Raw genomic sequence first — 26658 nt, forward strand, 5'->3', positions numbered from 1 at the left:
GGTCGTCGTCGCCAGCAGCGCCGCCGCCCTCGTCAGTGATCGGGCTTATAGACCCCCATCCTCACAGACGTCAACAGGCTTTTTGGAAAAAAATGACAGATTTCTGACAAAGGCCGGAAACGCAGGGCTTTGAGCCCCCAAAAAAGTTTTACCCTCTCTCCCGGGCCTGTGGAGACACATTTTGGCCCTCACTTTTTCACAATCCGCCGATCTAAGCGAGAACGACGATGCTTCGCGGATGCTTTCGCGCGGGTAGGCGTGGGATCTCTTGGATATCCGCCCTCTCCCCTCCCCCGCGATTTGACTCCGTTACGCGAAAGATGCACATCTTCGCGCAACGTATCGCAGGCAAGAATACGGTTTAGAGAAATCGGGGACACTCAGTTCGGCATGAACACCGACAAGAACATGGTCAGGTCGCTCGGCGATCAGCCGCCGATCCTTGCGCATGGCCGCCGCGCGCCCGACAGGCGTGAGATCTCCCTCCGCTGGCTTTCCGGCACCTTTCTGACCGGCATCACCTCAAGCCTTCTTATGGGCGTTGCTCTTTTTGCAGCACTCGACGGGCGCCAACAGTTGGCCATCCCCGCCGAAGCCTATGCGGCGCTCGACAGCGCGCCGAACGGAGACGAGCAGGCACGCGCGGTGCGCGGCGGTCGCATCCTTTCGCCCAAACTCGTCGCCAAGCCGGCCGACAAGACCGTCATGGAAGTTTCCACCATGACCCATGACGGCGAGAAGGAAGTGGTGCGCAAGCAGCCTTTCGTTCACGTCAAGATGGCGCTTGCCGCCAACCATCAGCCCTCGGAAAACTATCCGGACTTCGATCCGCTGGCGATCTTTTCCACGGACAAGGCGGACGAGGAATCCCCGGTCGCCCGCACCGGTACGCTCTATGGCTCGAACGTCGATTCCGAAGTGGCGCTGAAGACCGTCGATTTCCCGCTGAAAGGTGGCGTTGCCTTCGACAGCTCGATGTCGCTCGAAGAGGTCGAGGAAAATGTCCGCACCAACGGTTCGGTCCTGACCGAGGGCAGCACCCAGGTCGCGTCACTCTATTACGTCGATCCGCAGCGCTTCGCGTCGGAGAGCGACGGGCTTGACCTGCTTCAGGGCCTGACCGCCCGTATCGTCGAGCAGAACAAGAGCGATGCCGCCTACGAGACCATCGATGAAGAAAGCACCGAATACGCCGACGACATCATTCCGGTGCGGCGTCAGACCGACATCGCGACCGTCATGGTCAATGCCGGTTATGCCAAGGCGCAGGCCGACGACGCCGCCGGCTATATCGGCGACGCGCTCGGTGCGAACGAACTGAGCGAGGGCGATGTTCTGCGCATCGGCATCATTCAGAACGGCGAAGCGCAGAAGGGCGACGAGGCCCGCATCGTGCGCGCCACCATCTATTCGCGCAACCGCCATGTGCTGACGATGGCGGTCGACGACAAGGGCCGCTTCGTTCCGGGTGCGGAACCGCCGAAGCTCGACGCGGTCGCCACCGCCTTCGATGACAACGGCGCGCCGGTCATGACCAGCAGCCACGATCTGCCGCGCGTCTATGATGGCATCTACCGCGCCGCTCTTTCCTATGGCATGAGCGCCGACATGGTCAGCCTCGTCGTCAAGCTGCTCGCCAGCAACGTCGATTTCCAGGCGCAGCTGAAGCCGACGGACTCGCTTGAAGCCTTCTTCTCCGTGACCGACGAACGCGGCATGGCGACGGAAGAATCCGAGCTTCTCTATGTCCGCGCCAAATTCGGCGATGCGGTCACCGCCTTCTACCGGTTCCAGGATCCGGAAGACAATTCGATCGACTACTTCGATACCGAAGGCAAAAGCATCCGCCAGTTCCTGCTGCGCAACCCCGTGCCGAACGGCCATTTCCGCTCCGGCTTCGGCATGCGCCGCCACCCGATCCTCGGCTTCTCGCGCATGCATACCGGCGTCGACTGGGCCGCGCCGCGCGGAACACCGATCATTGCTGCCGGCAGCGGCGTCGTGGAAAAGGCCGGCTGGGATTCCGGCGGCTATGGCAACCAGACTCTGATCCGCCACGCCAACGGCTACGTGTCGTCGTACAACCACCAGAGCGCCATCGCCAAGAACGTCAAAGTCGGCAACAAGGTCGTCCAGGGCCAGGTGATCGGCTGGGTTGGCACAACGGGCCTTTCGACCGGTCCGCACCTGCATTACGAGTTGATCGTCAACGGCAACAAGGTCGATCCACTGCGCATCCGCCTTCCCGGCGGCAAGTCGCTTTCCGGCGACGCGCTGGCGAAGTTCGAGAAGGAGCGCGATCGCATCGACGAGTTGCTGAACAAGGATGGCGCCGAAGTCGCAAGCAACTAGGCACCCCTCCCCTCTTCCAAAGTCTGCACAAGCAAAAAAGGCCGCCCCGAAGGGCGGCCTCTGTGTTTGATGCCTTGTCAGGCGGCTTCCTTGTCCGCCGTCGCTCCGCGCTTGAAGTTGAGGCGGTCGGAGCCGGCAAGCACCTTGACGGACGAACCATCCGGGAACTCGCCCTGCAGGATCTTCTCGGCGAGCGGATCCTGCAGGTATTTCTGGATCGCCCGCTTCAGCGGACGTGCACCATAGGCGGGGTCGTATCCCTTGTCGGCAAGGAAGGCTCGAGCGTCATCCTCAAGCTCCAGCGTGATCTTGCGCTCGGTAAGCAGCTTGCGCAGCCTTTCGAGCTGGATATCGACGATCGCACCCATCTCCGAGCGACGCAGCCTGTGGAACAGGATGATCTCGTCGACGCGGTTGAGGAACTCCGGCCGGAAGGCCGACTTGACGACATCCATCACCTGGTCGCGAACGACATCGCTGTCTTCGTTTTCGCCAAGTCCGACCAGATACTCAGCCCCGAGGTTCGAGGTCATGATGATCATCGTGTTGCGGAAGTCGACGGTGCGGCCCTGACCATCGGTCAGGCGACCGTCATCGAGCACCTGCAGGAGCACGTTGAAGACATCCGGATGCGCCTTCTCGATCTCATCGAACAGTACGACCTGGTAGGGCCGGCGACGGACGGACTCGGTCAGGGCTCCGCCTTCCTCGTAGCCGACATAGCCGGGAGGTGCACCGATCAGCCGGGCCACGGAGTGCTTCTCCATGTATTCCGACATGTCGATACGCATCAGCGCGGTCTCGTCGTCGAAGAGGAAACGGGCAAGCGCCTTGGTGAGCTCCGTCTTGCCGACGCCAGTGGGCCCAAGGAAGATGAACGAGCCGATCGGCCGGTTCGGATCCTGAAGCCCGGCACGCGAGCGCCTGACCGCACGGGAGACCGCCTGCACGGCGTCGCCCTGGCCAACGACCCACTTCGCCAGTTCGTCCTCCATCCTGAGCAACTTGTCGCGTTCGCCTTCCAGCATCTTGTCAACAGGGATGCCGGTCCAGCGCGAGACGACATGCGCGATGTTGTCGGGGGTCACGACCTCCTGCACCATCGGGTTGGCATTGGCGTTTTCCTGGCTTTCGGCATCGGAAAGCTCCTTCTCGAGCTTCGGAATGACACCGTAGGTCAATTCGCCGGCGCGCTGGAACTCGCCCTTGCGCTGGACGATCGCCAGTTCGTTGCGGGCTTCGTCAAGCTGCTTCTTGAGATCGGCAGCCCGGCCGAGCTTCTGCTTCTCCGCCTGCCAGCGGGCCGTCAGGGCCGATGCCTGCTCTTCGAGCGAAGCAAGGTCGAACTCGAGCTTCTCCAGCCGATCCTTCGACGATGCATCGGTTTCCTTCTTCAGGGCTTCGCGCTCGATCTTCAGCTGGATGATGCGCCGGTCGAGCTCATCGAGCTCTTCAGGCTTGGAGTCCACCTGCATGCGCAGACGCGACGCCGCTTCGTCCATCAGGTCGATCGCCTTGTCCGGCAGGAACCGGTCGGTGATGTAGCGGTTGGAGAGCGTCGCGGCGGCAACCAGCGCCGAGTCCGAGATCCGGACCTTGTGGTGCTGCTCGTACTTCTCCTTCAGGCCGCGCAGGATCGAGATCGTGTCCTCGACCGTCGGCTCCTCGACCATGACAGGCTGGAAGCGGCGGGCAAGCGCCGCGTCCTTCTCGACGTGCTTGCGGTATTCATCAAGCGTGGTGGCGCCGACGCAATGCAGCTCGCCGCGCGCAAGCGCCGGCTTCAAGAGGTTGGAGGCATCCATTGCCCCTTCCGCCTTGCCGGCACCGACCAGCGTGTGCATCTCGTCGATGAACAGGATGATCTCGCCGTTTTCGGCCTGCACCTCGTTGAGAACGGCCTTCAGCCGCTCCTCGAACTCGCCGCGATATTTCGCACCGGCAATCAGCGCGCCCATGTCGAGCGCCATCAGCTGCTTGTCCTTGAGGCTTTCCGGCACGTCGCCATTGACGATGCGGAGCGCCAGGCCCTCGGCGATCGCGGTCTTGCCGACGCCGGGCTCACCAATCAGCACGGGGTTGTTCTTGGTGCGGCGCGACAGCACCTGGATGGTGCGCCGGATCTCGTCGTCACGGCCGATGACGGGGTCAAGTTTGCCTTCACGCGCATCGGCCGTCAGGTCGCGCGCATATTTCTTGAGACTGTCGAAGCCCTGCTCGGCATTGGCGCTATCGGCGGTGCGGCCCTTGCGGATGTCGTTGATCACCTGGTTGAGCTTGGTCGGGGTCACGCCGGCCTTGGCGAGAATGCCTGATGTCGCGGCAGAGCTCTCGATCGCAAGCGCCAGCAGCAGCCGTTCGACGGTGACGAAGCTGTCGCCAGCTTTCTTCGCGGCCTCTTCGGCACTCGAAAAGACCCGGGCGAGCGGCTGCGACAGGTAAACGGAGCCATTGCCACCGGAAACTTTGGGAAGCTTGGCAAGCGCTGCATCATTGCCGGCGCGCGCTTCGCGGGCGTCGCCCCCGGCGCGCTCGATCAGCGAAGCGGCCATGCCTTGATCGTCGTCGAGCAGCACTTTCAGCACATGCTCGGGCGTGAACTGCTGATGTCCTTGCGCCAGCGCATAGGTCTGCGCCGATTGCAGAAAACCGCGCACGCGCTCGGAATATTTTTCAATGTTCATACTCTACCTCCATAACCCGGCAGGCCCATCGCGTGGCACCCGTCGGTGGTTCAGGATCAGGCTCCCGCATTCGGCAAGCCTGTCAGTGTGGAGCGATCCCCGCCTTGCGCCGGATCAACGCATCCGAAGCGAATATGGGGCACCGATTTTGGAAATTAAAGAGCCGTCGCTGGTCTCTGGACGGAAATCTGCAACCGAAAAATGCGGCCGCCCGACGGTTTGCCGCGCGGCCGCATTTATATTCAAGGAGGCGAGAAGCCGGTTGGTTCGCTAAGCCGCCATCAGCGACCGTTCGGCGAATGCAGCACCGAACTCTTTCATGCGCCGCACGTAGTAGGCGGGGTCGATCAAAACCTCCGGGAGATAGAGGCCGGGGGCCGATGCTTCGCCACCTTCAAGGCCGAGCATGCGTTCCACGGCGAGCGCGACGCCAAGGGCGGTTAGCGGCGCCTGACCCTCGGGGTGCACGATCTCATGGCGACGGTCGAAGGGCTGGCCATCCTTCCCCCGTCCCGCCATCTCGATGACGATCTCGGTCGAAAACGGCTCGCCGCGGCGCCGGCTCGCGGATTCGCTATAGGCAAGGTCCAGCCGGATGTTGGCGGCATTGGTCTGAGCCGAAAGCGCCATGACATCGAAGGGTGAATAGGCGACCGCATCGAGTTCGACACCGTCGACGCTGACGTAGCGCGCCTTCGAATCCTCGCCGCCGGCCCAGTGAAGCCTGCCCTCCGTGACGGTCAACGCCGCCGGCACGAGACCAGTGATGCGATTGTAATCGGCAAGTGCTGCCGGCCCGCCCATGTCCTGTTCGTCAAGCAGGACCCCGATGCGGATCATGTCGATCGCCTCATAGGCCTTGGCGAATTCGAGGATCGGAAAGATGGCGGCCCCGGCAAGCCAGTGGCTGGCGAGCAGGATCGGCGCGTTGTCCGGCGCGTGGATATATTGCGCCATTTCCGGCCCCACTTCGAAGGTGCCGCTGGAAAGGCTGATATAGGGGATGCCGTGGTGCTGGGCGTAACGCATCGAGCTCAGCTTCTCATCCTTCAGGAAAATGACGACCGCACTGAAGCGCTTCTCGTCGCCAAGGCCGAGATCCTGCCGCGCCAGATCGACGCTGACGCCGATGGCGTTTCCCACCTCGCGCGCGACGGCCTCGGCCTTGCCGAGATCACGGCCACCGATGGCGATCGGCAGTGTGGGGTGGAGCCGGCGGATGATTTTCGCCGCCTGCGATCCGACAACCCCGGAACCGCCGATGATCAAAACAGGCTGAAACTTGCTCGACATCTTCCTATCTCCTAAACGAAGGTGTCCGGCTGATTGCCGAAACTACCATTAGTAAGTTACTATTGGTAGATAGATTGCCGAACGCCGCTTTCAAGAGCCACGAGCCGACGCGAAAAAGGATTGCGATCGATGGCCCCGACCAAAAGCCGAAAGCTGGCCAAGCCCGAACGGCGTGCCCAGTTGATCGAGACCGCCAAGGAGATCCTGCGCGTCTCCGGAGCTGATGCCCTGACGCTCGGCCACCTCGCCGAACGCGCCGGCGTTAGCAAACCGATCGCCTACGAGCATTTCGGCACGCGCGAGCGGCTTTTGATCGCGCTTTCCCAGGAAATCGAAGATCGCCACACTGCCAAGCTGCAGGCCGCGCTTACGGGCGCACCAAAGGAGCTCGATGCGGTCGCCGACATCATCAGCTCGGTTTACATCGACTGTGCCGTCGACAGTGGTGAGGAATGGCAGGCCATCTCAGGAGCGCTACGCGGCAATGCGGACATGATCGCGACGCAGCAGCAGCAGGCCGACGACTATGTCGCCGCGATCCAGGCGGCACTCGGACCCTTCGCGAAAATCCCCGCCGACGATTTGCGCCTGCGCTGCACCGGTATCGCAGGAGCAGCCGAGGCGATCGGCCGCGAGCTGATCCGCGGCCGAACAAACGAGGCAGCCGCCAGCGCCAATCTTGCCGCACTGATCGTCGACAGCGTCGACGTTTGATCGCCGATGACCAGACAAAGAAAAACCCGGCCGTGACAGGCCGGGTTTTTGTCGTGCCCTGAGAATGGGCAACGCTGATAGACCGCCGCTTATTCGGAAGCGGCGAGCGCCGGTGCTTCCGGAGCGGCATCGCCCGAAGCCTGGGCTTCGTCAGCGGCACCTTCCTGTGCGCTGCGGCGCGGACGGCGTGGACGCGGCGCGTTGCGGCGGCGGGATGCGGCGCGGCCGGAGGCAGCCGGGGCTTCCTCTTCCATCGCGACTTCCGCCGGCGTGCCTTCGATCACCGGCTGCGGGCCCGTGCCGTCGATGACGACAGGCTGCGGCTCGGGAGCAGGTGCCTGAGCTGCGGCAACCGGGGTCGGCATGTCGTCGCTGTAGCCCTGATCCAGATCGTCCTGGTCCTGATCTGACCCGTCGTGGCCGCGGAAATCCTGACGATCGTCACGCTGGAACCGGTCCTGCATCTGCGCCTGTGCGGCAGCAATGATGCGGTTGTAGTGTTCGGCGTGCTGAAGGTAGTTTTCCGCGATGACGCGGTCGCCGGAGCTCTGTGCATCGCGCGCAAGCGCTGAGTACTTCTCGGCGATGTGCTGGGCAGTACCGCGAATCTTCACATCCGGGCCTGAGCTGTCATAGGTCCGCGTCAGCGGGTTCGAGCCCTTGCGGTTGTGGTTGTTGTTATTTCCATTGTTATTGTTGTTGCTATTGTTATTCCGCCCGCGGCCGCGCTTGTTTTGCTGTCCTGGCCTCATAGTACATTCACCCGAATTCTCTTGATAATGATGATCATGTGGTTTCGTCTTCCGGCCGGATCCGTTCACGCCCGACAGAACACGCGCCGTTGCGCTCGCACAATGGCGGCTTCGGCGCCGACTGGCGTCAAATTAACAGGTACCCGCACAAGGCACTTGTTGAACCCTAGCAACTCTTTCTTGAGAGCAATCCCCGTGGCCAGGTCATACCGGAACGAATCTTAGGTCCATGACCTTCTGCCCAGTGCGCGGGCAAACTAGCCCGCTTCCTCTGGGATTCCAAGCCCTTTCTTTGCCTGTGCAAGAAAGAAGATGCGTCAGTGCAGCATTTTTTCAACGGTTTGTGTCGCGTTCGAAGATCAGGACGCGGTCATTACCGCCGAGATCCTTCGCCTCTTCACGCAGACGGAAATTTTCGGCGCTAAACAACGCCGTCACCGCCTCTTTCTGGTCGAAACCGATTTCCAAGCCTATCACGCCGTTTGTCTCAAGATGATGACCAGCCTGAGAAGCGATGGCGCGATAGGCATCAAGCCCGTCTTCTCCGCCATCAAGCGCTGCGGCCGGGTCGTGAAGTCTCACCTCCGGCTCAAGCTCATGGACGACACTGGACCGGATATACGGCGGATTTGAGACGATCACATCGTAGCGACCATCCACCTTTTCGTACCAGTTGCTGAGAAGCGGCCGGAACCGATCCGCAAGACCGAGCGCAGCTGCATTCGCCGTCGCCGTTGCCAGTGCGTCCTTGGATATATCGGTAGCCGTGCCCCTTGCTTCAAGAACTTGCGACAGCAGCGCGATACAAATCGCCCCAGTACCGGTGCCGAGATCGATAAGCGCGCAACCGCCCTTTCGCGCTACCACCGCACGCAGATAAGGGATCATCCGATCGACGAGCGTCTCGGTGTCCGGGCGAGGCTCCAGCGTTTCCTTCGAAAGTTTCAGCGGCAGGCCGAAAAATTCGCGTTCACCAAGAATACGGTAGACCGGTTCGCGTGCCAGTCGCCGCGCCACCGCCACCCGGATCCGGGTAGCGTCCTCATCCGAAATCGGGTCCCTGCCCCGAGACACGACCGCGCTCAGCGACATGTCGAGCAGGCCGGAGATCAGATGCCGCACATCGAGCGCCGCATTCTCTATGCCGCCCGCTTGCAGGCGGTCGCGGCTTTCGGCAACGAGGCTCGCGAGCGTTTCCGCCATGGCTCAGCCCCGCTGTTCGCCAAGCAGCGCCAGCTGGCTCGCCTGGTAGTCGGCAAGCAGCGCATCGACGACCTCGTCGATCTCGCCCATCATCATCCGATCGAGCTTGTAGAGCGTCAGGTTGATGCGGTGATCGGTGAGGCGGCCCTGCGGGAAATTATAGGTGCGAATGCGCTCGGAGCGGTCGCCCGAGCCCACTTGGCTCTTGCGGTCGGCCGAGCGTTCGCTGTCGGCGCGCTGGCGCTCCATATCGTAGAGGCGCGAGCGCAGGACCTGCATCGCCTTTGCCCGGTTCTGGTGCTGCGACTTTTCCGAACTGGTGACGACGAGACCGGTCGGAAGGTGGGTGATGCGCACGGCCGAGTCCGTCGTGTTGACGTGCTGACCGCCGGCACCCGACGAACGCATGGTGTCGATGCGGATATCCTCGGGCCGGATCTCGATGTCGATGTCTTCGGCCTCAGGCAGCACGGCGACGGTTGCCGCCGATGTATGAATACGGCCGCTCGCCTCGGTTTCCGGTACACGCTGCACCCGGTGCACGCCGGATTCGAATTTCAGCCGCGAGAACACCCCGCGCCCGGAAACTGTTGCGATGATTTCCTTGAACCCGCCGGCCTCGCCGTCGCTCGCCGAAAGCACCTCGACGCGCCAGCCCTTGCCGGCCGCGTAGCGCTCGTACATGCGGAAGAGATCGCCGGCAAAAAGCGCCGCTTCCGATCCGCCGGTACCGGCGCGAATTTCGAGGATCGCACTCTTCTCGTCGGCCGCATCCTTCGGCAGAAGCAGGATCTGGATTTCCTGCTCCAGTGCCTCGATCGTCGCTTCGACCTCGGGCTTTTCCATTTCGGCGAGATCGCGCATCTCCCGGTCGGTCGATTTGTCCGCGAGCATGGCAGCGATGTCGGCGAGCTCGGTCATTGCCTTCTCGTAGGCGCGGATCTTCGTCACGACCGGCTGCAGTTCGGAATATTCCGAGGCGAGCTTGACATAAACGTCCGCGGCCGGGCCGGCCGACATGCGGGCCTCGATCTCACCGAACCGCCGTTCCAGTTCGCGCATCTTTTCAACGGGAAGCTTTGCCAAGTCTCACTCCAAATGCATCTCCCCTCGCCCGGATCATGGTCCGGACGAGGGTCGCGACGCGTCAATTCAATCTAAACCGGAATGCCGTTTTCCGCGGCGAAATCCACCAGCATCTGGCGAACGGACGTCTGGTCGCGTGTGTCGTCCAGCGCCGCATTGAGCGCGGCACCAAGCTTGCCCGCGTCGAGCGCCAGCAGCATCGCCTTGATCGGCCCTACGGCCGTCGGCGACATCGAAACCGAACGGAAACCTAAGCCCAGCAACGCCATGGCCGAGAGCGGCTTGCTCGCCATCTCGCCGCAGAGCGTCACCGGGGTTTCGTGCCGGTCGCCGGCGCGCACGATGTCGCGCAGGATCCTGAGGAACGGCCGCCCGAGCACATCGAAACGATCGGATACGCGGGCATTACCCCGATCGACCGCCATCGCGAACTGGAAGAGATCATTCGAGCCGACCGAGACGAAGTCCACTTCCATCATCAGTTCGTCGAGCTGCCACAAGAGCGCCGGCACCTCCAGCATGGCGCCGAACTGCAGCTTGCGCGGCAACTGTTCGCCAAGTTTCGACTGCCGCTCGATTTCCTTCTGCAGCAGGTCGCGTGCAATCCTGAGTTCGGAAACTTCGGTGACCATCGGCAGCATCAGCTTGAGCTCGGCACCGGCCGCCGCGCGCAGCATCGCGCGAAGCTGGGTCCGCAGCAGACCCGGGCGATCGAGCGAAAGCCGGATTGCACGCCAGCCAAGTGCCGGATTTTCCTCTTCCGCTGCGCGGAAATAGGGGACGACCTTGTCGCCGCCGATGTCGAGGGTGCGGAAGGTCACGGGCTTGCCGCCCGTCTGCTTCAGCACACTGCGGTAAAACGCTTCCTGTTCTTCCGCCTTCGGCATGGTCGAGGCGATCATGAACTGAAGTTCGGTGCGGAACAGGCCGATGCCTTCCGCACCCGCCTCGTTCAGATGCGGCAGGTCCACGAGCAGGCCTGCATTCATTTGCAGCGTGATGCGCTTGCCGTCTCTCGTCAGCGGCTCGACGTCCTTCAGCGCCCGGAACTGCGCCTGGCGCCGTGCCCGGAAGCGAACCTTTTCCTCGTAGGCGCGCTGCAGGTCGGCGAGCGGCCGCAAGTGCACCTTGGCATCGTCGCCGTCGATGATGATCGCATCGCGGTTTTCCGCAAGCGCCACCGCGCCCGTCGCCTGGCCAATGACCGGAATGCCCATGGCACGGGCAACGATCACCACGTGGCTGGTGACGGCGCCCTCTTCGAGCACCAGACCGCGCACGTTTTCGCGCGGATAGTCGAGCAGTTCGGCAGCGCCCATGGCGCGCGCGACGATCACCGCATCGGTCGGGAAGTCGCTGGCCGAAAGCTTGGCGCCATAGCCGGAAAGCTGGCGCAGCAGGCGGTTGGCCAGATCGTCGAAATCATGCATGCGCTCGCGCAGATAAGGGTCCGTCAGCCGGATCATCCGCGCCTTGGTTTCGCTCTGGACGCGCTCGACTGCCGCCTCCGCAGTCAGGCCGTTGCGGATCGCCTCTTCGAGCTTGCGCACCCAGCCGCGATCATGGGCGAACATGCGGTAGGTTTCGAGCACCGCCCGATGCTCGCCCTCCATCGACACCTCGCGGCGCGACAGCATGTCGTCGATCGAGATGCGCAGCGACCCCAGCGCTTCGGCAAGTCGCTGCAGTTCCTGGTCGGTGTCCTCGTTGAGGAGGTTGGTGACGACGATCCTCGGTTCGTGCAGGACGACATAGCCAAGGCCGATGCCTTCGCCATAGCTGTTGCCCTCGATCGAGACGGGACGCGAGAGGTCGAGCTCGAGGCCCGGCTTGGTGATCTTCTTGAGTTCACCGGTCGCCACCATCTCGGCGAGAACCATGGCGGTCGTCTCGAGCGCCTCGACCTCGTCCTCGCGATAGTTGCGCATCGCCTTGTTCTGGACGACGAGAACGCCAAGCGCGCGGCCCGTGCGCAGGATCGGCACGCCGAGGAAGGAATGGTAGATCTCTTCACCGGTTTCCGGCAGGTAGGTAAAGGCCGGGTGCGACTGTGCGTCGGAAAGATTGAGAGGCCGCGCCGAGGCGGCGATGGTGCCGACGAGGCCCTGCCCCATCTTCAATTGCGCCAGGTGGACGGCCGCCTTGTTCAGACCTTCCGTCGCGTAGAGTTCGAGCACGCCGTCGGAACGCAGCACGTAGACCGAACACACTTCCGCAACCATGTTCTGCGCGATCTGGCGCACGATACGGTCAAGGCGCTCCTGCGGCTCCAGCGGTTCCGCCATCAACTCGCGCAACCGCTTGAGGAGAACGCGCGGACCTGCGGAAAGGTCTCTCATCGCGTGGGGTCTCCCGAAATAGAGGTGACGGCGGCAAGGGGAAACGCGGGCAAAACCGCCGCGAATCCCAAATCGGTCGTCTGTCGATTAACTCTTATCGAGACCGTAAGCGGAATGCAAAGTGCGAACCGCCAATTCCGCATAGGGACCGTCGATCAGGATCGAAATCTTGATCTCGGAAGTGGTGATCGCCTTGATGTTGATGCCCTTGTCGGCAAGCGCGCGGAATGCGGACGCGGCGACGCCGGCATGGCTGCGCATGCCGATGCCGATGACCGATACCTTGACGAGGCCGGCCTCGGACTGGACGACGTCGTAACCGATCTTTTCCTTGTTGTCGCCGAGCACCTTCAGTGCCTTGTCGACATCGCCCGACGGAACCGTGAAGGTCATGTCGGTCTTCGAACCGTCCTCGGAGATGTTCTGAACGATCATGTCGACGTTGATATGGGCTTCAGCAAGCGGGCCGAAGATCGCGGCGGAGACGCCCGGCCGGTCGGCGAGACGGCGCAGCGAAATCTGGGCTTCATCCTTGGCATAGGCAATGCCGGTTACGACTTCCTGTTCCACGATCTCATCCTCATCACAAATCAGCGTACCGGGCGGATTGAGAAGGTCACCCATGCCCGGCGCATCGGGATCTTCGAAAGACGACCGCACGAAGGTGCGGACCTTGTGCACCATGGCAAGCTCGACCGAGCGCACCTGCAGCACCTTGGCGCCGAGCGATGCCATTTCCAGCATTTCCTCGAACGCGATTTTCTTCAGCCGCCGCGCCTTCGGCTCGATGCGCGGGTCGGTCGTGTAGACGCCATCGACGTCGGTATAGATGTCGCAACGGTCGGCCTTGACGGCAGCGGCGATAGCAACGGCCGAGGTGTCGGAACCGCCGCGGCCGAGTGTGGCGAGGCGATTATCGGGACCGAGACCCTGGAAGCCGGCAACGACAGCTACCTGGCCCTCGCCCATGCGGCGAATGATCTCGGCGCCGTCGATATCGAGGATGCGGGCAGCGCCATGGGCGTTGTCGGTGCGGATCGGGATCTGCCAACCCTGCCAGGAGCGGGCGTTGATGCCCATCGACTGCAGCGCGATCGAAAGCAGACCGGACGTCACCTGTTCGCCGGAAGCAACGATCGCATCGTATTCGCGCGCGTCGTAGAACGGCGAGTTGGCGCCGGTTGCCTTCGGCATGTTCTGCACCCAGCCGACCAGCTCATTGGTCTTGCCGGACATGGCGGAAACGACGACGGCGACTTCGTGGCCGGCATCGACCTCGCGTTTCACATGGCGGGCGACATTGTGGATGCGGTCCAAATCAGCGACGGAGGTTCCGCCGAATTTCATCACGATGCGTGCCATGTGCCTCTACCGGTACCCAATTTAGCGCGCGTAGGCGCGCGTGACAGGAAAGCCCCCGCCGGCGCCCGACGGTCAAAAAGCTTGGGAGACTTCTCGGACATCGGCAGTCACCGCTTCGGGGAGCGGAAAGTCGCGGCGTCTCTTAGCGGATCAGGGGGCGGCACGCAATGGCACGCGGACACAGATTCGGGGCTCGCCGCGCACCACGACCCCGCATTTCGCAACAATATTGCCCAGGACAGGAATTCACGGAAATATCCGTACCGATAGACCCCGCAATGCCACGTTGAAAATTACCGGCCTCGATGCTAAAGGTGGCTCGCAACTTGAATTCGAGAAAGGGGGGCTGCACGTGATGACATTTTTCCGGCACCACCGCCAGCGTGGCCCCGTCCAAGCCCTGCAGATGCGTTTGCAGGGCTGACCAGACATCCTTTCGCGAAAATCGCGATCCTATCCCTGGTCTGCCCAGAGTGATGCAGTGCGGAACCGTTTCGGTTTAAGCGCCTGCATCGTCTTCCAATACCGAGCTGACTGCCCGTTGACAGCATGCGTGCTGTTCCGGGTCCAATCATCCGAAAACCCGGCCTGAAGTGCCGCCACGGATGTCTCATCGTCGCTCGCGCAGTCCAGAGATCGACCATGGCCTTGATCAATATCCGCAACCTCGGCGTCAGCCTGAGCGCACCGCTTTTTTCCAACCTCAACCTCTCCGTCGCCGCCGGTGACCGTATCGGCATCGTCGCCGCGAATGGCCGCGGAAAGACGACCCTGCTGAAATCGATCGCAGGCAGCTTCGATCCGACGGCCGGGGAAATCACGCGCTCACGCAGCCTGACCATCGGCCATGTCGAGCAGAACGTTGCGGCCGCCTTGCTGCCCCTCTCCTTCCACGACGCCGTTCTTTCGGCCCTTCCGGCCGACCAGGCGGAAAATGAGAGCTGGCGCGTCGACATCGTGCTCGATTCGCTCGACGTGCCGGAAGTGCTGCGCCAGCGTGCGGTCTCGGAACTGAGCGGCGGCTGGCAGCGGCTCATGCTTCTCGCCCGCGTCTGGGTCAGCGATCCGGACGCCCTGCTCCTGGACGAGCCGACCAACCACCTCGATCTCGCCAAGATCGCCCGGCTCGAAGCCTGGCTGAACGCCCTGCCGCGCGACGTGCCGGTGCTCGTCGCCAGCCACGACCGCGCCTTCCTGGACGCCACCACCAACCGGACGCTGTTCCTCAGACCCGAGCAATCGCCAATCTTCGCGCTCCCCTATTCGCGGGCGCGCGCTACCCTCGATGAAGTGGACGCCTCCGAGGAGCGGCGCTATCAGCGTGACATGAAGGTGGCGCAACAGCTTCGCCGCCAGGCCGCCAAGCTCAACAACATCGGCATCAATTCCGGCAGCGATTTGCTGACCGTGAAGACGAAACAGTTGAAGCAGCGAGCCGAACGGCTGGAGGACGCGGCGAAACCGGCGCATCAGGAGCGCTCCGCCGGCGCGATCCGGCTCGCCAACCGCGGCACCCACGCCAAGATCCTGGTGACACTGGACGACGTCCCGGTCGAAACGCCGGACGGCACGGCGCTCTTCCGCACCGGCAAGCGCTGGATCTGCCAGGGCGATCGCATCGTGCTCTTGGGCGAAAACGGCGCCGGCAAGACGCGGCTCGTCAACCTGATCCGTGCCGCGATCGAGGAGCCCGGCCGCGCGCCAGATACACTGAAGGCGACGCCTTCGCTGGTGCTCGGCTACAGCGACCAGGCGCTTGCCGGGCTTTCGGACGACGAGACGCCGCTTGCCGCCCTCTCCCGCCGCTTTTCGCTCGGCGATCAGCGGGCGCGCACCTTCCTTGTCGGTACCGGTGTCGGCATCGACATGCAGGAGAAGGCAATCGGCCGACTCTCCGGCGGCCAGAAGGCGCGCCTCGCCATGCTGGTACTGCGACTGAAGGAGCCGAATTTCTACCTGCTCGACGAGCCGACCAACCATCTGGACATCGAGGGCCAGGAGGCACTCGAGGCGGAGTTGCTGAAACACGAGACGAGCTGCCTTCTGGTCTCCCACGACCGCAGCTTCGTGCGCAATGTCGGCAACCGCTTCTGGTTGATCGAAAAGCGCCGGCTCGTCGAAGTCGAGGACCCGGAAGACTTCTTCGCCTCAGCTGCGGCGAGCGAACTCGGCTAGCGATCGCGCAAGCGAACCCGATGGCACCCGTGACGCCCGCGATGAGCGGGCGTCACCTTCTGCATCGTAGCTAGGAAGGCGGCCGGGCGATCACGCAGGCGACCTCGCCGCCGTCGAAGACGTGCGTCGACCGAGCCTCGACGTTCCACCGATGGCGAAGAACTGCCGCTTCGATCCGCGCGCCAACCTCATCCGCACCCGTGGACGGCTCGTCGTGAAAGAGAAAGAGGCGCCCTTCCGGCTTCAACAGCCGTACCAGCGCAGCAAACTCACGCGTGGGATCGCCCCGCGTAAAGACGCCGACGCGGATCGCAAACACCTCGTCGAAGCGGCGATGATCCAGATCGAGTGAGCGAAGGTCCGCGACCTGCACGATGGCCCGCCCGGCAGCAAGGTGTGCAGCATTTCGGCGCATTGCCGCCGCGACCATGGTGGCCGATCGATCGATGGCTACAATCCCCCCGTCGACAAGCCGCTCGCAAACCTTGGTCACTGCAACGCCGTGACCGCAGCCGATTTCGAGCAGCTGATCAGAAGGCTTCGGCGCAACGACAGCGACTGCCCAATCGATCCTGCCAAGCGCCATGAATTCCCCCATCCGCCGCAGATCCTAAGAATGCTAGCACGGCGAAGAGCCATGCCGCGAATCAATCTGGTTCGAAAGATAAACCACTTGCAAAACTATATCAGTTTTGCCAATCTTCCCCATGCCAGGACATGCAGCAACGGGAGAGAGACAATGCGCAGGGTCATCATGTGGGACATGGTCAGCGTCGACGGCTTCTTCGAAGCACCGGGGCATGACATCGGTTGGTTCGTCTTCGAGGACGAACTCGCCGCCTATATCGGCGAAACGCAACTCGAAGCGGACACTTTGCTCTTCGGCCGCGTGACCTATGAAATGATGGCGGCCTATTGGCCGTCCGCCGAAGGTAACATCGCCACCTTCATGAACGGCGTCGAGAAGTTCGTCTTCTCGCGCACGCTGACATCCGCCGATTGGCACAGGACGACACTCTTGACCGGCGACGCCGCCAAGGCAGTCGAACGGCTGAAGCAACGCGATGGCGGCACGATCTTCGTTTTCGGCAGTGCGGACTTCGCAGCAGGGCTGATCGCGAAGGGCCTCGTCGATGAGTATCGTCTCGGCATCAATCCGGTGCTTCTGGGCAACGGCGTGCCCCTGTTCAAGCCGGGGTTGAAGCGAACGGAACTCAAATTGACCCACGCTCGCCCACTGAAATCGGGCGTGGTCATCCTGCACTACCAGCCGCAGGCGGATGCGCAATAGAGCAGGTAGAACAACGCGCCCGCCTGACCTGCGCCCATCTGGCCCAGCGTCGGCTCTTGACTTCCCTGCCCGATCGTCCGACTTCACCAGAGACGATGCAAGGAGACGGCGACATGAGCGAGACCGCACGCACGACGATCGACCAGAGCGAGGTAGACCGGTTCTCCGCCATGGCTGCGGAGTGGTGGGACCCGACCGGCAAGTTCCGGCCGCTGCACAAGTTCAATCCCGTTCGCCTTGCCTACATTCGCGACAAGGTGGCCGAACATTTGGGTCGCGATCCCAAGGGCCCGCAACCGCTGAAAGGTCTGCGGCTGCTCGATATCGGCTGCGGCGGCGGCCTCCTGTCCGAGCCGATGGCGCGCATGGGTGCAGACGTCCTCGGCGCCGACGCCTCAGAGAAAAACATCGGCATCGCCAAGACACATGCGGCCGGGAGCGGCGTGGCGGTCGACTATCGCGCTGTGACCGCGGAAGCGCTCGCCGAAGCCGGCGAGAGTTTTGACATCGTGCTCAATATGGAAGTGGTCGAGCACGTCGCCGACGTCGATTTCTTCGTGACCACCTGTGCCCATATGGTTCGACCTGGCGGTCTGATGTTCGTCGCCACGATCAACCGCACCATGAAGGCAGCAGCCCTTGCCATCTTCGCCGCCGAAAACGTGCTGCGTTGGCTGCCGCGCGGCACCCACCAGTATGAAAAGCTGGTGCGCCCGGAAGAACTGGAAAAGCCGCTCTCGGCGAGCGGTCTCGAAGTCACTGAACGCACCGGCGTCTTCTTCAATCCGCTCGCCAATCAGTGGAACCTGTCCAAGGATATGGACGTCAACTACATGCTCGTCGCAAAGCGTCCGCTGTAACGCCGCTGGCCGGCTCGTCTGCGGACTCAGCCGATCTCAGACTTGGCCTGCCATTCTCGTTTCAGCAGCGCATAGACGAGTTCGTCGCCCCAGGCGCCGTTGAACCGGTCATTCTCGATCAGATGCGCTTCGCGGCGCATGCCGAGACGTTCGACGACACCGACCGATCCCTTGTTCAGCGCATCGAGCCGGGCAAAAATCCGGTGGAAGTGCAGCGTCGAAAAGCCGAGATCGAGAATGGCGCGCATCGCCTCGGTGGCATAGCCCTTGCCGGCGAATGCCGGATTGAAGATGTAGCCGGTCTCCGCCTGCTCGGCCGCCCGGCTTGCGAGCTTCAGCAGCACCTCGCCAATCAGAGCGCCATCCTCCTGGCGTTCGACCGCGAACACCGCGACATCCCCGTCGTCAGCAAGTTGCGGCGCTGAAGCCTTGGCGAACTTCACCCGCGCAGCCGTCTCGTCCAGCGGTTCTTGATAGAGATAGCGATAGACGTCCGGCAGCCGGTGATAGGCGAAGAAGGCGGCAAAATCGTCGGGCACGAATGGCCGGATGACGAGGCGATCGGTGGAAATGCGAAGCCCGGACAATGTCATGGCTGAAAAATCTCCCATTGCGAAGCCGCGAAGTGGGAAGCAAGACGTTGTTTTTAAGGGGCCGGCAACAAATAACGCGAACCCGAGGCGCCAATAGACCGCGCGTCAGTTGACCTCGTCAGGCAAGATCGGCAGCGGCGCGACCGCAATTCCTTCCTCAAGCAGCGCCACGGCCTCTTCCGCCGTCGCCTTGCCGATCAGGCCACGTTCCTCCGCTTCGCCGTAGTGGATCTTGCGCGCCTCTTCTGGGAAACGCTCGCCGACATCTTCGGCGTTCTCGCGCACGGTCTTCACCAGTTCGCGGATCTTGGCGACCGTTTCCTTCTGCGCCTGATCCATAATCACCGCCCGTGTTGCTTCCTTCTTGCGCGCGGTCGCGACCGAAGGCGCCATCAGTTGCTTGGCAACGGATGTTGAATTGCAGGTGGGACAGGAAACCAGCTTGCGGTCGACCTGGCGGTCGAAATCGTCACTCGACGAAAACCAGCCTTCGAAGGCGTGGCCGTTGTCGCAGGAAATTGTATAGCGGATCAAGCGGCAACGCCTCCCTTCCCGGTTGGCACCACTTCATCGAGCACGAAACTGCGGGCGTTCTTCAGGTTCGGTATCTTGGCGCGTGCCGCATGCACGGCGGCGACATCAATTTCGGCAAGCACGATCGCCTCGCCGCTCAGTCCGGCCGAAGCAAGCACCCTGCCCCAGGGATCGACGATCATCGAATGGCCGAAGGTCTCGCGCCCGTCCTCATGCGTGCCACCTTGCGCCGCGGCGATGACGAAGAGACCGTTCTCGATCGCACGGGCGCGAAGGAGGATTTCCCAATGCGCCTCGCCGGTCTGGCGCGTGAAGGCGGCGGGAACCGACATGATCTCGGCGCCGGCGACCGCCTGTTGCCGGAAGAGCTCCGGGAAGCGTACGTCGTAGCAGATGGTGAAACCAAGCTTGCCAAACTCGAGATCGGCAATGCGTGCCGTGCTGCCGGGCTGATAGGCAGCACTTTCTCGCCAGCTTTCGCCATTGTCGAGGTCAACATCGAACATGTGGATCTTGTCATAGTCGCAGATCTTTTGACCATCGGGTCCGAACAAGAGGCCGCGATTGGCGATCTTGCCGTCAGCAAGCGCGATCGGCGTCGAGCCGACATGGAGATAGATCCCGAGTTCACCGGCGAGCTTTGCCGCTGCACCGGCAATGATGTCGCTCGCCTCATCTTTCAGGATCGAGCGCAAGCCCGCCCGGTCCCGCTGGAGCGCGCCGGTCATTTCCGGCGTCTGGACATAAATCGCCCCTTGAGCCGCTGCCTCGCGCACCAGCCGAACCATCGTCTCCGCGTTGTCTAGCGGATCGACGCCGGAGCACATCTGAATGGCTGCAGCCTTGAAGGTCATCGTCGTTCTACTCCTGGTCCACGCGACCAACACAGCCTCGCGTTGGCGATGTGCGAAACGTCAGATCCGCCTCAGGCCGCCAGCAGCGCATCGAGTTTGCCGGCGCGTTCCAGCGCGTGCAGATCGTCACAGCCGCCGACATGAATGTCGTTGATGAAGATCTGCGGGAAGGTCGAGCCGCCATGGGCCTTTTCGATCATCACCTGCCGCACCTTCGGATCATAGGTTGCGTCATGTTCGAGAAAGGGCACGCCCTTGGTTTCCAATAGTTTCTTGGCCGCCGAACAATAACCGCAGAACTGACGCGTATAAATGACCACTGAAGCCATGATCCTCAATCGCTCCTTCACCGGCCACCGTGCCGGACAACTGATTGTCATATAAGACCGGATATAGCTCTTGCAAAGGTCAAAACCGTGACCGGCCCGGCTCCCGCCCGCTTCAGCGCACGGGTCGCTGCGGAGACGGTTGCACCGGTCGTATATACATCGTCGACGAGAACCACGCTGTTCCCACGGAGACCCGCCTTGCCGCCTTCCGAGACCGCGAAGGCACCGCGCACATTGTCCTCACGTGCTTGCCTAGCAAGGCCCACCTGCCGGCTTGTGCGTCGGATACGCTTGAGCACATCGGGTTGATAGGGCCTGCCGGAGAGCTGCGCGATGGCCCGTGCCAGTTCCGCCGATTGGTTGAACCGACGCCTCCAGAGCCGAAAGGCATGCAATGGCACCGGGATGATCGCATCGGCCGAGGCGACCGCACCGTCACTCGCCCGGATCATCCATTCCGCCATCATCGGCGCAAGATCGGTGCGATCGCGATATTTCAGCCCGTGCACCAGATCGCGGGCAATGCCCTCATGGATTGCCACCGACCGCAGACGGTCGAAGGCCGGCGGATTGGCAATGGCTTCGGGCGAAACCGAGCCCGGCCCATGGTCGACCGAGAACGGCGTCCCGAGAATATCGCAAAAAGGGCGCTCGATCAGCGGCAGCGTCGACCAGCAAGGCGCGCAAACCGCGCGATGACTGCCCACCATCCGGCCGCAACCGCAGCAGACCGGCGGATAGACGAGATCGACCGCCCCGGAGACGAGCCCCCGCAGCACCCGCCCCCACCCTTCCTCCGGAAACAGCGGTCTCTCCCATGCCATGCTGTTGACTTTGAACCTCCGAAGGTCTTTTTGCTGGCCAGCTTGCGGAGACAGTATCGTGGAAAAAATCTTTGACCAGAGCCTCGTCGAGGCACATCGGGCAAGGGCGCTCAGAAACGCCGATCCGAAGGCCGGTTTCCTTCTCGATATCGTCGCCCAGGAACTCGCCGAACGCGTCAGCGTGGTCGAACGTCACTTCGATCGCGCGCTGGAGTTGCACGGCTACACCGGGCAAACGGCCCACCATCTCATGGCAACGGGCAAGGTCGGTGCCGTCGAGCGCGTGGAAACGGATGCGCGATTTGGTTCTGCGCAAGCACCGGTAACGATCGCCTCGCTTGAAGAGGTTCCGGGCGAACCGGAAAGCTTTAACCTGGTGGTTTCGCCACTCTCCCTACACCTGACCAACGACACGCCGGGCGCCTTCATCCAGGTTCGTCGGGCGCTGAAGCCCGACGGGCTTTTTCTCGCCGCCATCCCGGGCAGCGGTACGCTGCAGGAATTGCGCGAAGCGCTCCTAGCCGCCGAGGCGGAATTGACGGGCGGAGCCAGTCCGCGGGTCATCCCCTTCGCCGATGTCCGCGATGTGGGCGCGCTGCTGCAACGCGCCGGCTTCGCGCTGCCGGTCACGGACACCGAAACCTATACGGTGCGTTACGATTCACTGTTTGCGCTGATGCGCGACTTGCGCGCCATGGGCATGGCCAGCCCGCTCACTGCCCGAAGCCGCCTGCCCGTTTCGCGTCGCTTCTTCCTGCGGGCCGCGGAAATCTATGCCGAACGCTTCTCCGATCCGGACGGCCGCGTCCGCGCGACATTCTCGGTGATCTATCTGTCCGGATGGGCGCCGCATGAAAGCCAGCAGAAGCCGTTGAAACCGGGCTCCGCGAAGCAGCGGCTGTCGACAGCGCTCGGCACCAAGGAACAACCGCTTTAACAAGGGCGGTCGTGCTTGCCCCGAACTCAGGCCCCCTGAAAAGCCGTCGCGACGGAGTTGTAGACGGCTGAGAGGACGTTGCCGATCTGTTCGGCCCCGAGGATCACGCTCAGGGAGACGATGGCGGCGATGAGCGCGTACTCGATTGCGATACCAGCGCTTCTATCGCGAAACAGGCGTTTCAGCTTTTCCATGCTCCCCAGTCCGGTTCGTGTTCAGTCCGAAACGTGCGGCAGCAGCCGAAAACCGGAGGCGTTCGGGTCAGCACCCGCTCTTGCGACCGTCCGCATCGATGATGCAGACCGCACCGGGCATCTCCTGCAGCACGCTACGCCGTACCGTATAGCGCTTGGTGGTCCCGCTCGAGGGGATGGAGCCGGTGGAAATATTGTCGTAGTCGACGGGCGTATTGGCCATGATGCGCCTGTCGTTCTTCGAAGACAGCATCGGCGTCAGGATCAGCGTCAGCGCGATCACTGCCGTTCCAAACAGCAGGGACAGATTGAGCACACCCGTCCGGCGGGACTGATTAGTCACCAGATCCTTTTCCTGAACCGTGCTCCAGAAATCGTCGTCCACCATCCCAGCCTCACAAACGCACAAAGCACGGCGAACGCAAGCGCCCTTCCCAAGCTTGGTTCCACCGCACTGCCTGAAATCAGTACGCCGTTCACCAACAATGCGTACCGAAAATGAATTGAGCTATCTTTGCGCGAGGGAGATAAACGATCGATTAATAATCAATCAGATTTCGGGTAGGTTCAGAGCAAATCCATAAGAAATGGTATCAACGGCTCGTCAGCCGGCGGCATCGGGTAGTCGCGCAGGGCCTTTGGCCTGACCCATTTGATCGCTTGGCCCTCGCGTCCGGTCGCCACCCCTTCGTAGCGCCGGCAGACATAGAGCGGCATCAGCAGATGGAAGTCCTCATAGGTGTGGCTGGCGAAGGTCAGTGGCGCGAGGCACGCGACCTTGGTGCGGATGCCGAGTTCCTCGTCCAACTCACGGATCAGGGTTTCCTCGGGCGTCTCGCCGGCTTCGACCTTGCCGCCCGGAAACTCCCAAAGACCCGCAAGCGACTTTCCTTCCGGCCGTTGCGCCAGCAGAATGCGGCCGTCGCTGTCGACCAGGGCGCAGGCGGCGACGAGGACGATCTTCTTTCCGCTGACATTCATGGCCTCAAGCCCCCGGCGTTCTGTAGATGTAGCTGTAGACCTCGGAGAAACCGGCACCGCGATAAAGCGCCAGCGCCGCGCTGTTTTCCGCCTCGACCTGCAGCCAGGCCTTTTTTGCTCCCCGCAGCCGCGCCCAGCGCAGGCAGACATCGAGCATCGCCTTGCCGACACCCTTCCCGCGAACCCGCTCGTCCACGGCAAACTGCATGATGCCGGCGAGGTCGTTGTCCTGCACGACGAGTGCCACGGCGGTCGGCCCGGTCTCGGCATCTTCAAACAGGAAGAGGCCGCTTTCCGGCTTGATCGCATTGATGATCTCGGTAAGCGCCGCCTTCCTCTTCGGATCGCCCTTGGCGATGCCGATACAGGCATCGACGAAGCGACCGACGTCCTTGATCGGCAGGTGATCGATGCCGTCGCCGAATTCACGCTCGGCAAGATCGGCCGTCATCACCAGGCTGCGGCTGAATGCCGTCCAGCCTTCGGCATCCATATGGGCAACGAGTTGCGGCGGCGTCAGCGGCGTCTGGCGCACGGTCAGGGGCCGGCCATAGTCCGCAAAGCGCCTGGCCGCCTTTTCAAGGCGCACTGGAATATCGCGATAGTCGGATGGATCGAGCGGGTTGACGGAGTTGAGACGCTTGGAATCATGGCCCGCGTTGAGCCGGATCAGCCAGCTGCCGTCATAGTGCACCGATGCTGCCGGCCAGGCCCGGAAGCCCACGGCCTCGAGACGGCGCACGCTCGGAAGATCCACCATTACCACTTCCCCACCTTCGGCCGCGACGTTGCCCGCCGGCCGAGCATCACTCGATGTCATTTTGCTACCTCTCGCCAGTCCGGGATACCAGACTGCTTACGATCGCTCGACCGGAGCCTCAGCTGCGGTAATCGCCGTTGATCTCGACATATTCCTTCGTAAGGTCGCAGGTATAGACCGTGGCGCGACCGGAGCCGAGGCCGATATCGACGCGGATGGTGATGTCCTCGGCCTTCATGACGGCAGTGGCAGCCGCTTCCGAATAGGTCGGATCGCGCTCGCCTTCGACGGCCACCCGCACATCGCCGAACCAGATCGCCAACCGATCGCGTTCCGCCATCTCGCCTGATTTGCCGACGGCCATGACCACGCGGCCCCAATTGGCGTCTTCGCCAGCAACCGCCGTCTTCACCAGCGGCGAATTGGCGATCGAGAGCGCGATGCGCTTGGCGGCTGCGTCGTTTTCAGCACCTTCGACGGTGACTTCGACCATCTTGCGCGCGCCTTCACCATCGCGCACCACCTGGAGCGCCAGATCGCGCAGCAGGTCGTTGAGCGCGACGCGGAAGGCGTCGAGGCGCGCATCGGCCGCGTCGGAGATTGCCGGCTGCCCGTCGGCTGCCGCCGCACCCGTTGCAAAAAGCATCAGCGTGTCGGAGGTCGACGTGTCGCTGTCGACCGTGACCGAATTGAAGGTCGGGCCGACGCCCGCGGAAAGCAGAGCCTGCAGTGCGGCCGGCGCGATGTCTGCATCGGTGACCACGAAGGAGAGCATCGTTGCCATGTCGGGCGCGATCATGCCGGCGCCCTTGGCAATACCGTTGATCGTGACCTTGACGCCACCGATTTCGGCCATGCGGGTCGCAACCTTCGGATAGGTATCCGTCGTCATGATCGCCTTGGCGGCTTCGAACCAGAAATCTTCCTTGCCGGCAACGGCCAGATCGTCGAGCACGCCCGCAAACTTGGTCGCATCCAGCGGTTCGCCGATGACGCCGGTCGAAGCGAGGAACACTTCGCTCTCCGCACAGCCGACTGCCTTCGCCGCAGACTTTGCAGTCAATTCCGTGGCTTCGCGTCCCTTCTTGCCGGTGAAGGCATTGGCGTTGCCGGAGTTGACGACGACAGCGCGCGCGATGCCGCCGGCAAGGTTCTGGCGGCAGAAATCAACAGGAGCAGACGGGCACTTGGAGCGGGTGAAAACACCGGCTGCAGCGGCCGGCTTGTCGAACACCATCATCAGCACGTCGGTACGGTTCTTGTACTTGATGCCGGCGGCAGCGGTCGCCATGCGGACACCGCGGACGGAAGGCATTTCGGCGAAGGTTTTCGGAGCAAGCGGAGAAACGGAGCCGGACATGGGAAACCTGCTGTGACGTGTTGGGGCCAAAGCATTTCCAGGAAAAGTGCGTAGCGGTTTTCCGTCAGGAAATGCGTAAGAACAAAGACCTGGAGCGGTTTACAACCGAAGCTGCTCCAGATCTATCTTGCGACAAATGCCCGAACGGTTTTCACCGCCGGGCATCGACAAAAAGCGGTGATGGCAGGTCCCGCGAGCGGCAGGGCCTGCCAATCGAAATTACTTGGCTTCCTGCGCCTTGTTGGCCTCGTCATAGGCCTTCTTCAAAGCGGGATCGGAAATCTCGACGCCTGCGTCCTTTTTGGCGGCAGCAAGCAGCTCAACGTATTTGTCACGCATGACAAGCTGACGAACCTGCGGCTCGACCTGCTCCAGCGGCGGCGGGGCCTGCGGGCGCTTGTCTTCGACCAGGATCACGTGGAAGCCGAACTGGGTCTTGACCGGAGTCTTGGTGTAGGCACCCTTGTCGAGTGCGAAGACAGCTGTATCGAATTCCGGCACCATGCGGCCCTTGGTGAAGTAGCCGAGGTCGCCGCCGTCGTCCTTGTTCGGATCGGTCGACTTCGCCTTGGCGAGATCGACGAAGCTCTTGCCGGCGTCGAGTTCCTTGATGATTTCCTTGGCCTCATCCTCGGTCTTGACCAGGATGTGGCGTGCCTTCACCTCTTCCTGCACCGGGATCGCGGCGATCTCCTTGTCGTAGCGCGCCTTCACCTCTTCCTTGGTGATGGCGTCGACGACATGCTTCTTGAAGTAGGCATTGTGCAGTTCGCGCTCGGTCAGGTAGGCGACGCGCTGCTTGAAGGCCGCATCATCCTGCAGGCCTTCCTTTTCGGCAGTCTTCGAAAGGAGCTTGACGTCGATGATCGCCGAGAGGGCGGCGGCGCGCTTCTGCTCCTCCGGCATCTGCTGCAGCTGCGGGTCGAGACCGCCCAGCGCCAGCGTGAGCTCGGACTGGCGCACTTCCTCGCCGCCAACCTTGGCGATCACCGGATCGGCGTCTTCCGCGCGCGCGCCACCATGAACGGCCATCGCCGCAACCAGTGCCGCGGCGGCCAGGGTTTTCAACTTGGACATGCTCACTAACCTTTCACATTAGCCTTCGGCGCAATTACCTGCGACTTGTAGCGGCTGCACACCACCAGAATGTGGCGGTTCTGTAGCCGTCCGGCAGTGCAAGT

Annotated in this window: 25 protein-coding genes; 6 read left to right on the forward strand and 19 right to left on the reverse strand. The window is 62.5% G+C overall.

Annotation, left to right across the window (positions count from 1 at the left end; all coding sequences use genetic code 11):
* Nucleotides 1-390: 390 nt before the first annotated feature.
* Complete coding sequence (locus tag AC3WWH_RS32330) at nt 391-2352, forward strand: M23 family metallopeptidase (RefSeq protein ID WP_057254810.1); 1962 nt, start codon at nt 391-393, stop codon at nt 2350-2352.
* A 77-nt stretch (nt 2353-2429) separates the two neighbouring features.
* On the opposite strand, the gene clpB is transcribed toward AC3WWH_RS32330, so the two are convergent.
* On the reverse strand, nt 2430-5036 hold the full coding sequence (gene clpB / locus AC3WWH_RS32335; RefSeq protein WP_058323931.1) for an ATP-dependent chaperone ClpB: 2607 nt from the start codon (nt 5034-5036) through the stop codon (nt 2430-2432).
* Between the two features lie 270 nt (nt 5037-5306).
* Entirely contained in the window at nt 5307-6329 is a 1023-nt protein-coding gene (locus AC3WWH_RS32340) for an SDR family oxidoreductase (RefSeq protein WP_058323930.1), read from the reverse strand.
* A gap of 129 nt (nt 6330-6458) precedes the next feature.
* On the opposite strand from AC3WWH_RS32340, the gene AC3WWH_RS32345 reads away from it, so the two are divergent.
* A complete protein-coding gene (locus AC3WWH_RS32345; RefSeq protein ID WP_058323929.1) occupies nt 6459-7043 on the forward strand; it encodes a TetR/AcrR family transcriptional regulator in 585 nt (194 codons plus the stop codon).
* A gap of 89 nt (nt 7044-7132) precedes the next feature.
* Here the strand turns inward: AC3WWH_RS32345 and AC3WWH_RS32350 are convergent, their stop codons facing one another.
* The 5 genes from AC3WWH_RS32350 to AC3WWH_RS32370 all read right to left on the reverse strand — a co-directional run bounded on the left by AC3WWH_RS32350 (nt 7133) and on the right by AC3WWH_RS32370 (nt 13785).
* A complete protein-coding gene (locus tag AC3WWH_RS32350) occupies nt 7133-7795 on the reverse strand; it encodes a DUF4167 domain-containing protein (RefSeq protein ID WP_057254806.1) in 663 nt (220 codons plus the stop codon).
* Between the two features lie 333 nt (nt 7796-8128).
* Nucleotides 8129-8998 (reverse strand): peptide chain release factor N(5)-glutamine methyltransferase, encoded by an 870-nt coding sequence (gene prmC / locus AC3WWH_RS32355; RefSeq protein WP_058323928.1) that lies wholly within the window; start codon nt 8996-8998, stop codon nt 8129-8131.
* Nucleotides 8999-9001: 3 nt separating this feature from the next.
* Nucleotides 9002-10084: a peptide chain release factor 1 gene (gene prfA / locus AC3WWH_RS32360; RefSeq protein ID WP_058323927.1), complete on the reverse strand. Its 1083-nt coding sequence runs from the start codon at nt 10082-10084 to the stop codon at nt 9002-9004.
* Nucleotides 10085-10155: 71 nt separating this feature from the next.
* On the reverse strand, nt 10156-12423 hold the full coding sequence (gene ptsP / locus AC3WWH_RS32365) for a phosphoenolpyruvate--protein phosphotransferase (RefSeq protein ID WP_057254803.1): 2268 nt from the start codon (nt 12421-12423) through the stop codon (nt 10156-10158).
* A gap of 87 nt (nt 12424-12510) precedes the next feature.
* A complete protein-coding gene (locus AC3WWH_RS32370; protein WP_057254802.1) occupies nt 12511-13785 on the reverse strand; it encodes an aspartate kinase in 1275 nt (424 codons plus the stop codon).
* A 642-nt stretch (nt 13786-14427) separates the two neighbouring features.
* Between AC3WWH_RS32370 and AC3WWH_RS32375 the strand changes: the two genes are divergently transcribed.
* Nucleotides 14428-15960, forward strand: coding sequence for an ABC-F family ATP-binding cassette domain-containing protein (locus tag AC3WWH_RS32375; protein WP_058323926.1), 1533 nt, complete (start codon nt 14428-14430; stop codon nt 15958-15960).
* Between the two features lie 70 nt (nt 15961-16030).
* On the opposite strand, the gene AC3WWH_RS32380 is transcribed toward AC3WWH_RS32375, so the two are convergent.
* Nucleotides 16031-16558, reverse strand: coding sequence for an SAM-dependent methyltransferase (locus AC3WWH_RS32380; protein ID WP_082641077.1), 528 nt, complete (start codon nt 16556-16558; stop codon nt 16031-16033).
* Between the two features lie 141 nt (nt 16559-16699).
* On the opposite strand from AC3WWH_RS32380, the gene AC3WWH_RS32385 reads away from it, so the two are divergent.
* Nucleotides 16700-17251 (forward strand): dihydrofolate reductase family protein, encoded by a 552-nt coding sequence (locus AC3WWH_RS32385; protein ID WP_058323924.1) that lies wholly within the window; start codon nt 16700-16702, stop codon nt 17249-17251.
* 113 nt (nt 17252-17364) lie between these two features.
* Nucleotides 17365-18111, forward strand: a complete 747-nt coding sequence (ubiG, locus tag AC3WWH_RS32390; protein ID WP_058323923.1) for a bifunctional 2-polyprenyl-6-hydroxyphenol methylase/3-demethylubiquinol 3-O-methyltransferase UbiG — start codon at nt 17365-17367, stop codon at nt 18109-18111.
* A gap of 26 nt (nt 18112-18137) precedes the next feature.
* Here the strand turns inward: ubiG and AC3WWH_RS32395 are convergent, their stop codons facing one another.
* The 5 genes from AC3WWH_RS32395 to AC3WWH_RS32415 all read right to left on the reverse strand — a co-directional run bounded on the left by AC3WWH_RS32395 (nt 18138) and on the right by AC3WWH_RS32415 (nt 21245).
* The gene (locus AC3WWH_RS32395) at nt 18138-18704 is read right to left on the reverse strand and encodes a GNAT family N-acetyltransferase (RefSeq protein WP_113399262.1); all 567 of its coding nucleotides are present in this window, start codon (nt 18702-18704) and stop codon (nt 18138-18140) included.
* Between the two features lie 105 nt (nt 18705-18809).
* The gene (locus AC3WWH_RS32400) at nt 18810-19238 is read right to left on the reverse strand and encodes a DUF1178 family protein (protein WP_058323921.1); all 429 of its coding nucleotides are present in this window, start codon (nt 19236-19238) and stop codon (nt 18810-18812) included.
* Entirely contained in the window at nt 19235-20092 is an 858-nt protein-coding gene (locus AC3WWH_RS32405; protein WP_058323920.1) for a carbon-nitrogen hydrolase family protein, read from the reverse strand. Before AC3WWH_RS32405 ends, AC3WWH_RS32400 begins: the two co-directional genes overlap by 4 nt.
* 71 nt (nt 20093-20163) lie before the next feature.
* Nucleotides 20164-20421, reverse strand: coding sequence for a glutaredoxin 3 (gene grxC, locus AC3WWH_RS32410; protein WP_057254794.1), 258 nt, complete (start codon nt 20419-20421; stop codon nt 20164-20166).
* A gap of 47 nt (nt 20422-20468) precedes the next feature.
* On the reverse strand, nt 20469-21245 hold the full coding sequence (locus AC3WWH_RS32415; RefSeq protein WP_057254793.1) for a ComF family protein: 777 nt from the start codon (nt 21243-21245) through the stop codon (nt 20469-20471).
* A gap of 58 nt (nt 21246-21303) precedes the next feature.
* Between AC3WWH_RS32415 and AC3WWH_RS32420 the strand changes: the two genes are divergently transcribed.
* Entirely contained in the window at nt 21304-22182 is an 879-nt protein-coding gene (locus AC3WWH_RS32420) for a methyltransferase domain-containing protein (protein ID WP_057254792.1), read from the forward strand.
* Between the two features lie 26 nt (nt 22183-22208).
* Here AC3WWH_RS32420 and AC3WWH_RS32425 read toward each other — a convergent pair whose 3' ends face one another.
* The 6 genes from AC3WWH_RS32425 to AC3WWH_RS32450 form a co-directional block, all read right to left on the reverse strand.
* Complete coding sequence (locus AC3WWH_RS32425) at nt 22209-22376, reverse strand: Flp family type IVb pilin (protein WP_082616149.1); 168 nt, start codon at nt 22374-22376, stop codon at nt 22209-22211.
* A 67-nt stretch (nt 22377-22443) separates the two neighbouring features.
* Nucleotides 22444-22764 carry a hypothetical protein gene (locus tag AC3WWH_RS32430; RefSeq protein WP_057254791.1) on the reverse strand — a complete coding sequence of 107 codons (321 nt, stop codon included), beginning with the start codon at nt 22762-22764 and terminating at the stop codon, nt 22444-22446.
* A 179-nt stretch (nt 22765-22943) separates the two neighbouring features.
* A complete protein-coding gene (gene mutT, locus AC3WWH_RS32435) occupies nt 22944-23357 on the reverse strand; it encodes an 8-oxo-dGTP diphosphatase MutT (RefSeq protein WP_057254790.1) in 414 nt (137 codons plus the stop codon).
* A gap of 4 nt (nt 23358-23361) precedes the next feature.
* Complete coding sequence (locus AC3WWH_RS32440) at nt 23362-24177, reverse strand: GNAT family N-acetyltransferase (RefSeq protein WP_057254789.1); 816 nt, start codon at nt 24175-24177, stop codon at nt 23362-23364.
* A 58-nt stretch (nt 24178-24235) separates the two neighbouring features.
* Nucleotides 24236-25477: a bifunctional glutamate N-acetyltransferase/amino-acid acetyltransferase ArgJ gene (gene argJ, locus AC3WWH_RS32445; protein WP_058323919.1), complete on the reverse strand. Its 1242-nt coding sequence runs from the start codon at nt 25475-25477 to the stop codon at nt 24236-24238.
* A gap of 219 nt (nt 25478-25696) precedes the next feature.
* Nucleotides 25697-26554, reverse strand: coding sequence for a peptidylprolyl isomerase (locus tag AC3WWH_RS32450; RefSeq protein ID WP_058323918.1), 858 nt, complete (start codon nt 26552-26554; stop codon nt 25697-25699).
* Between the last annotated feature and the right edge of the window lie 104 nt (nt 26555-26658).

Source organism: Ensifer sp. EB106-03-01-XG145, assembly GCF_058792075.1.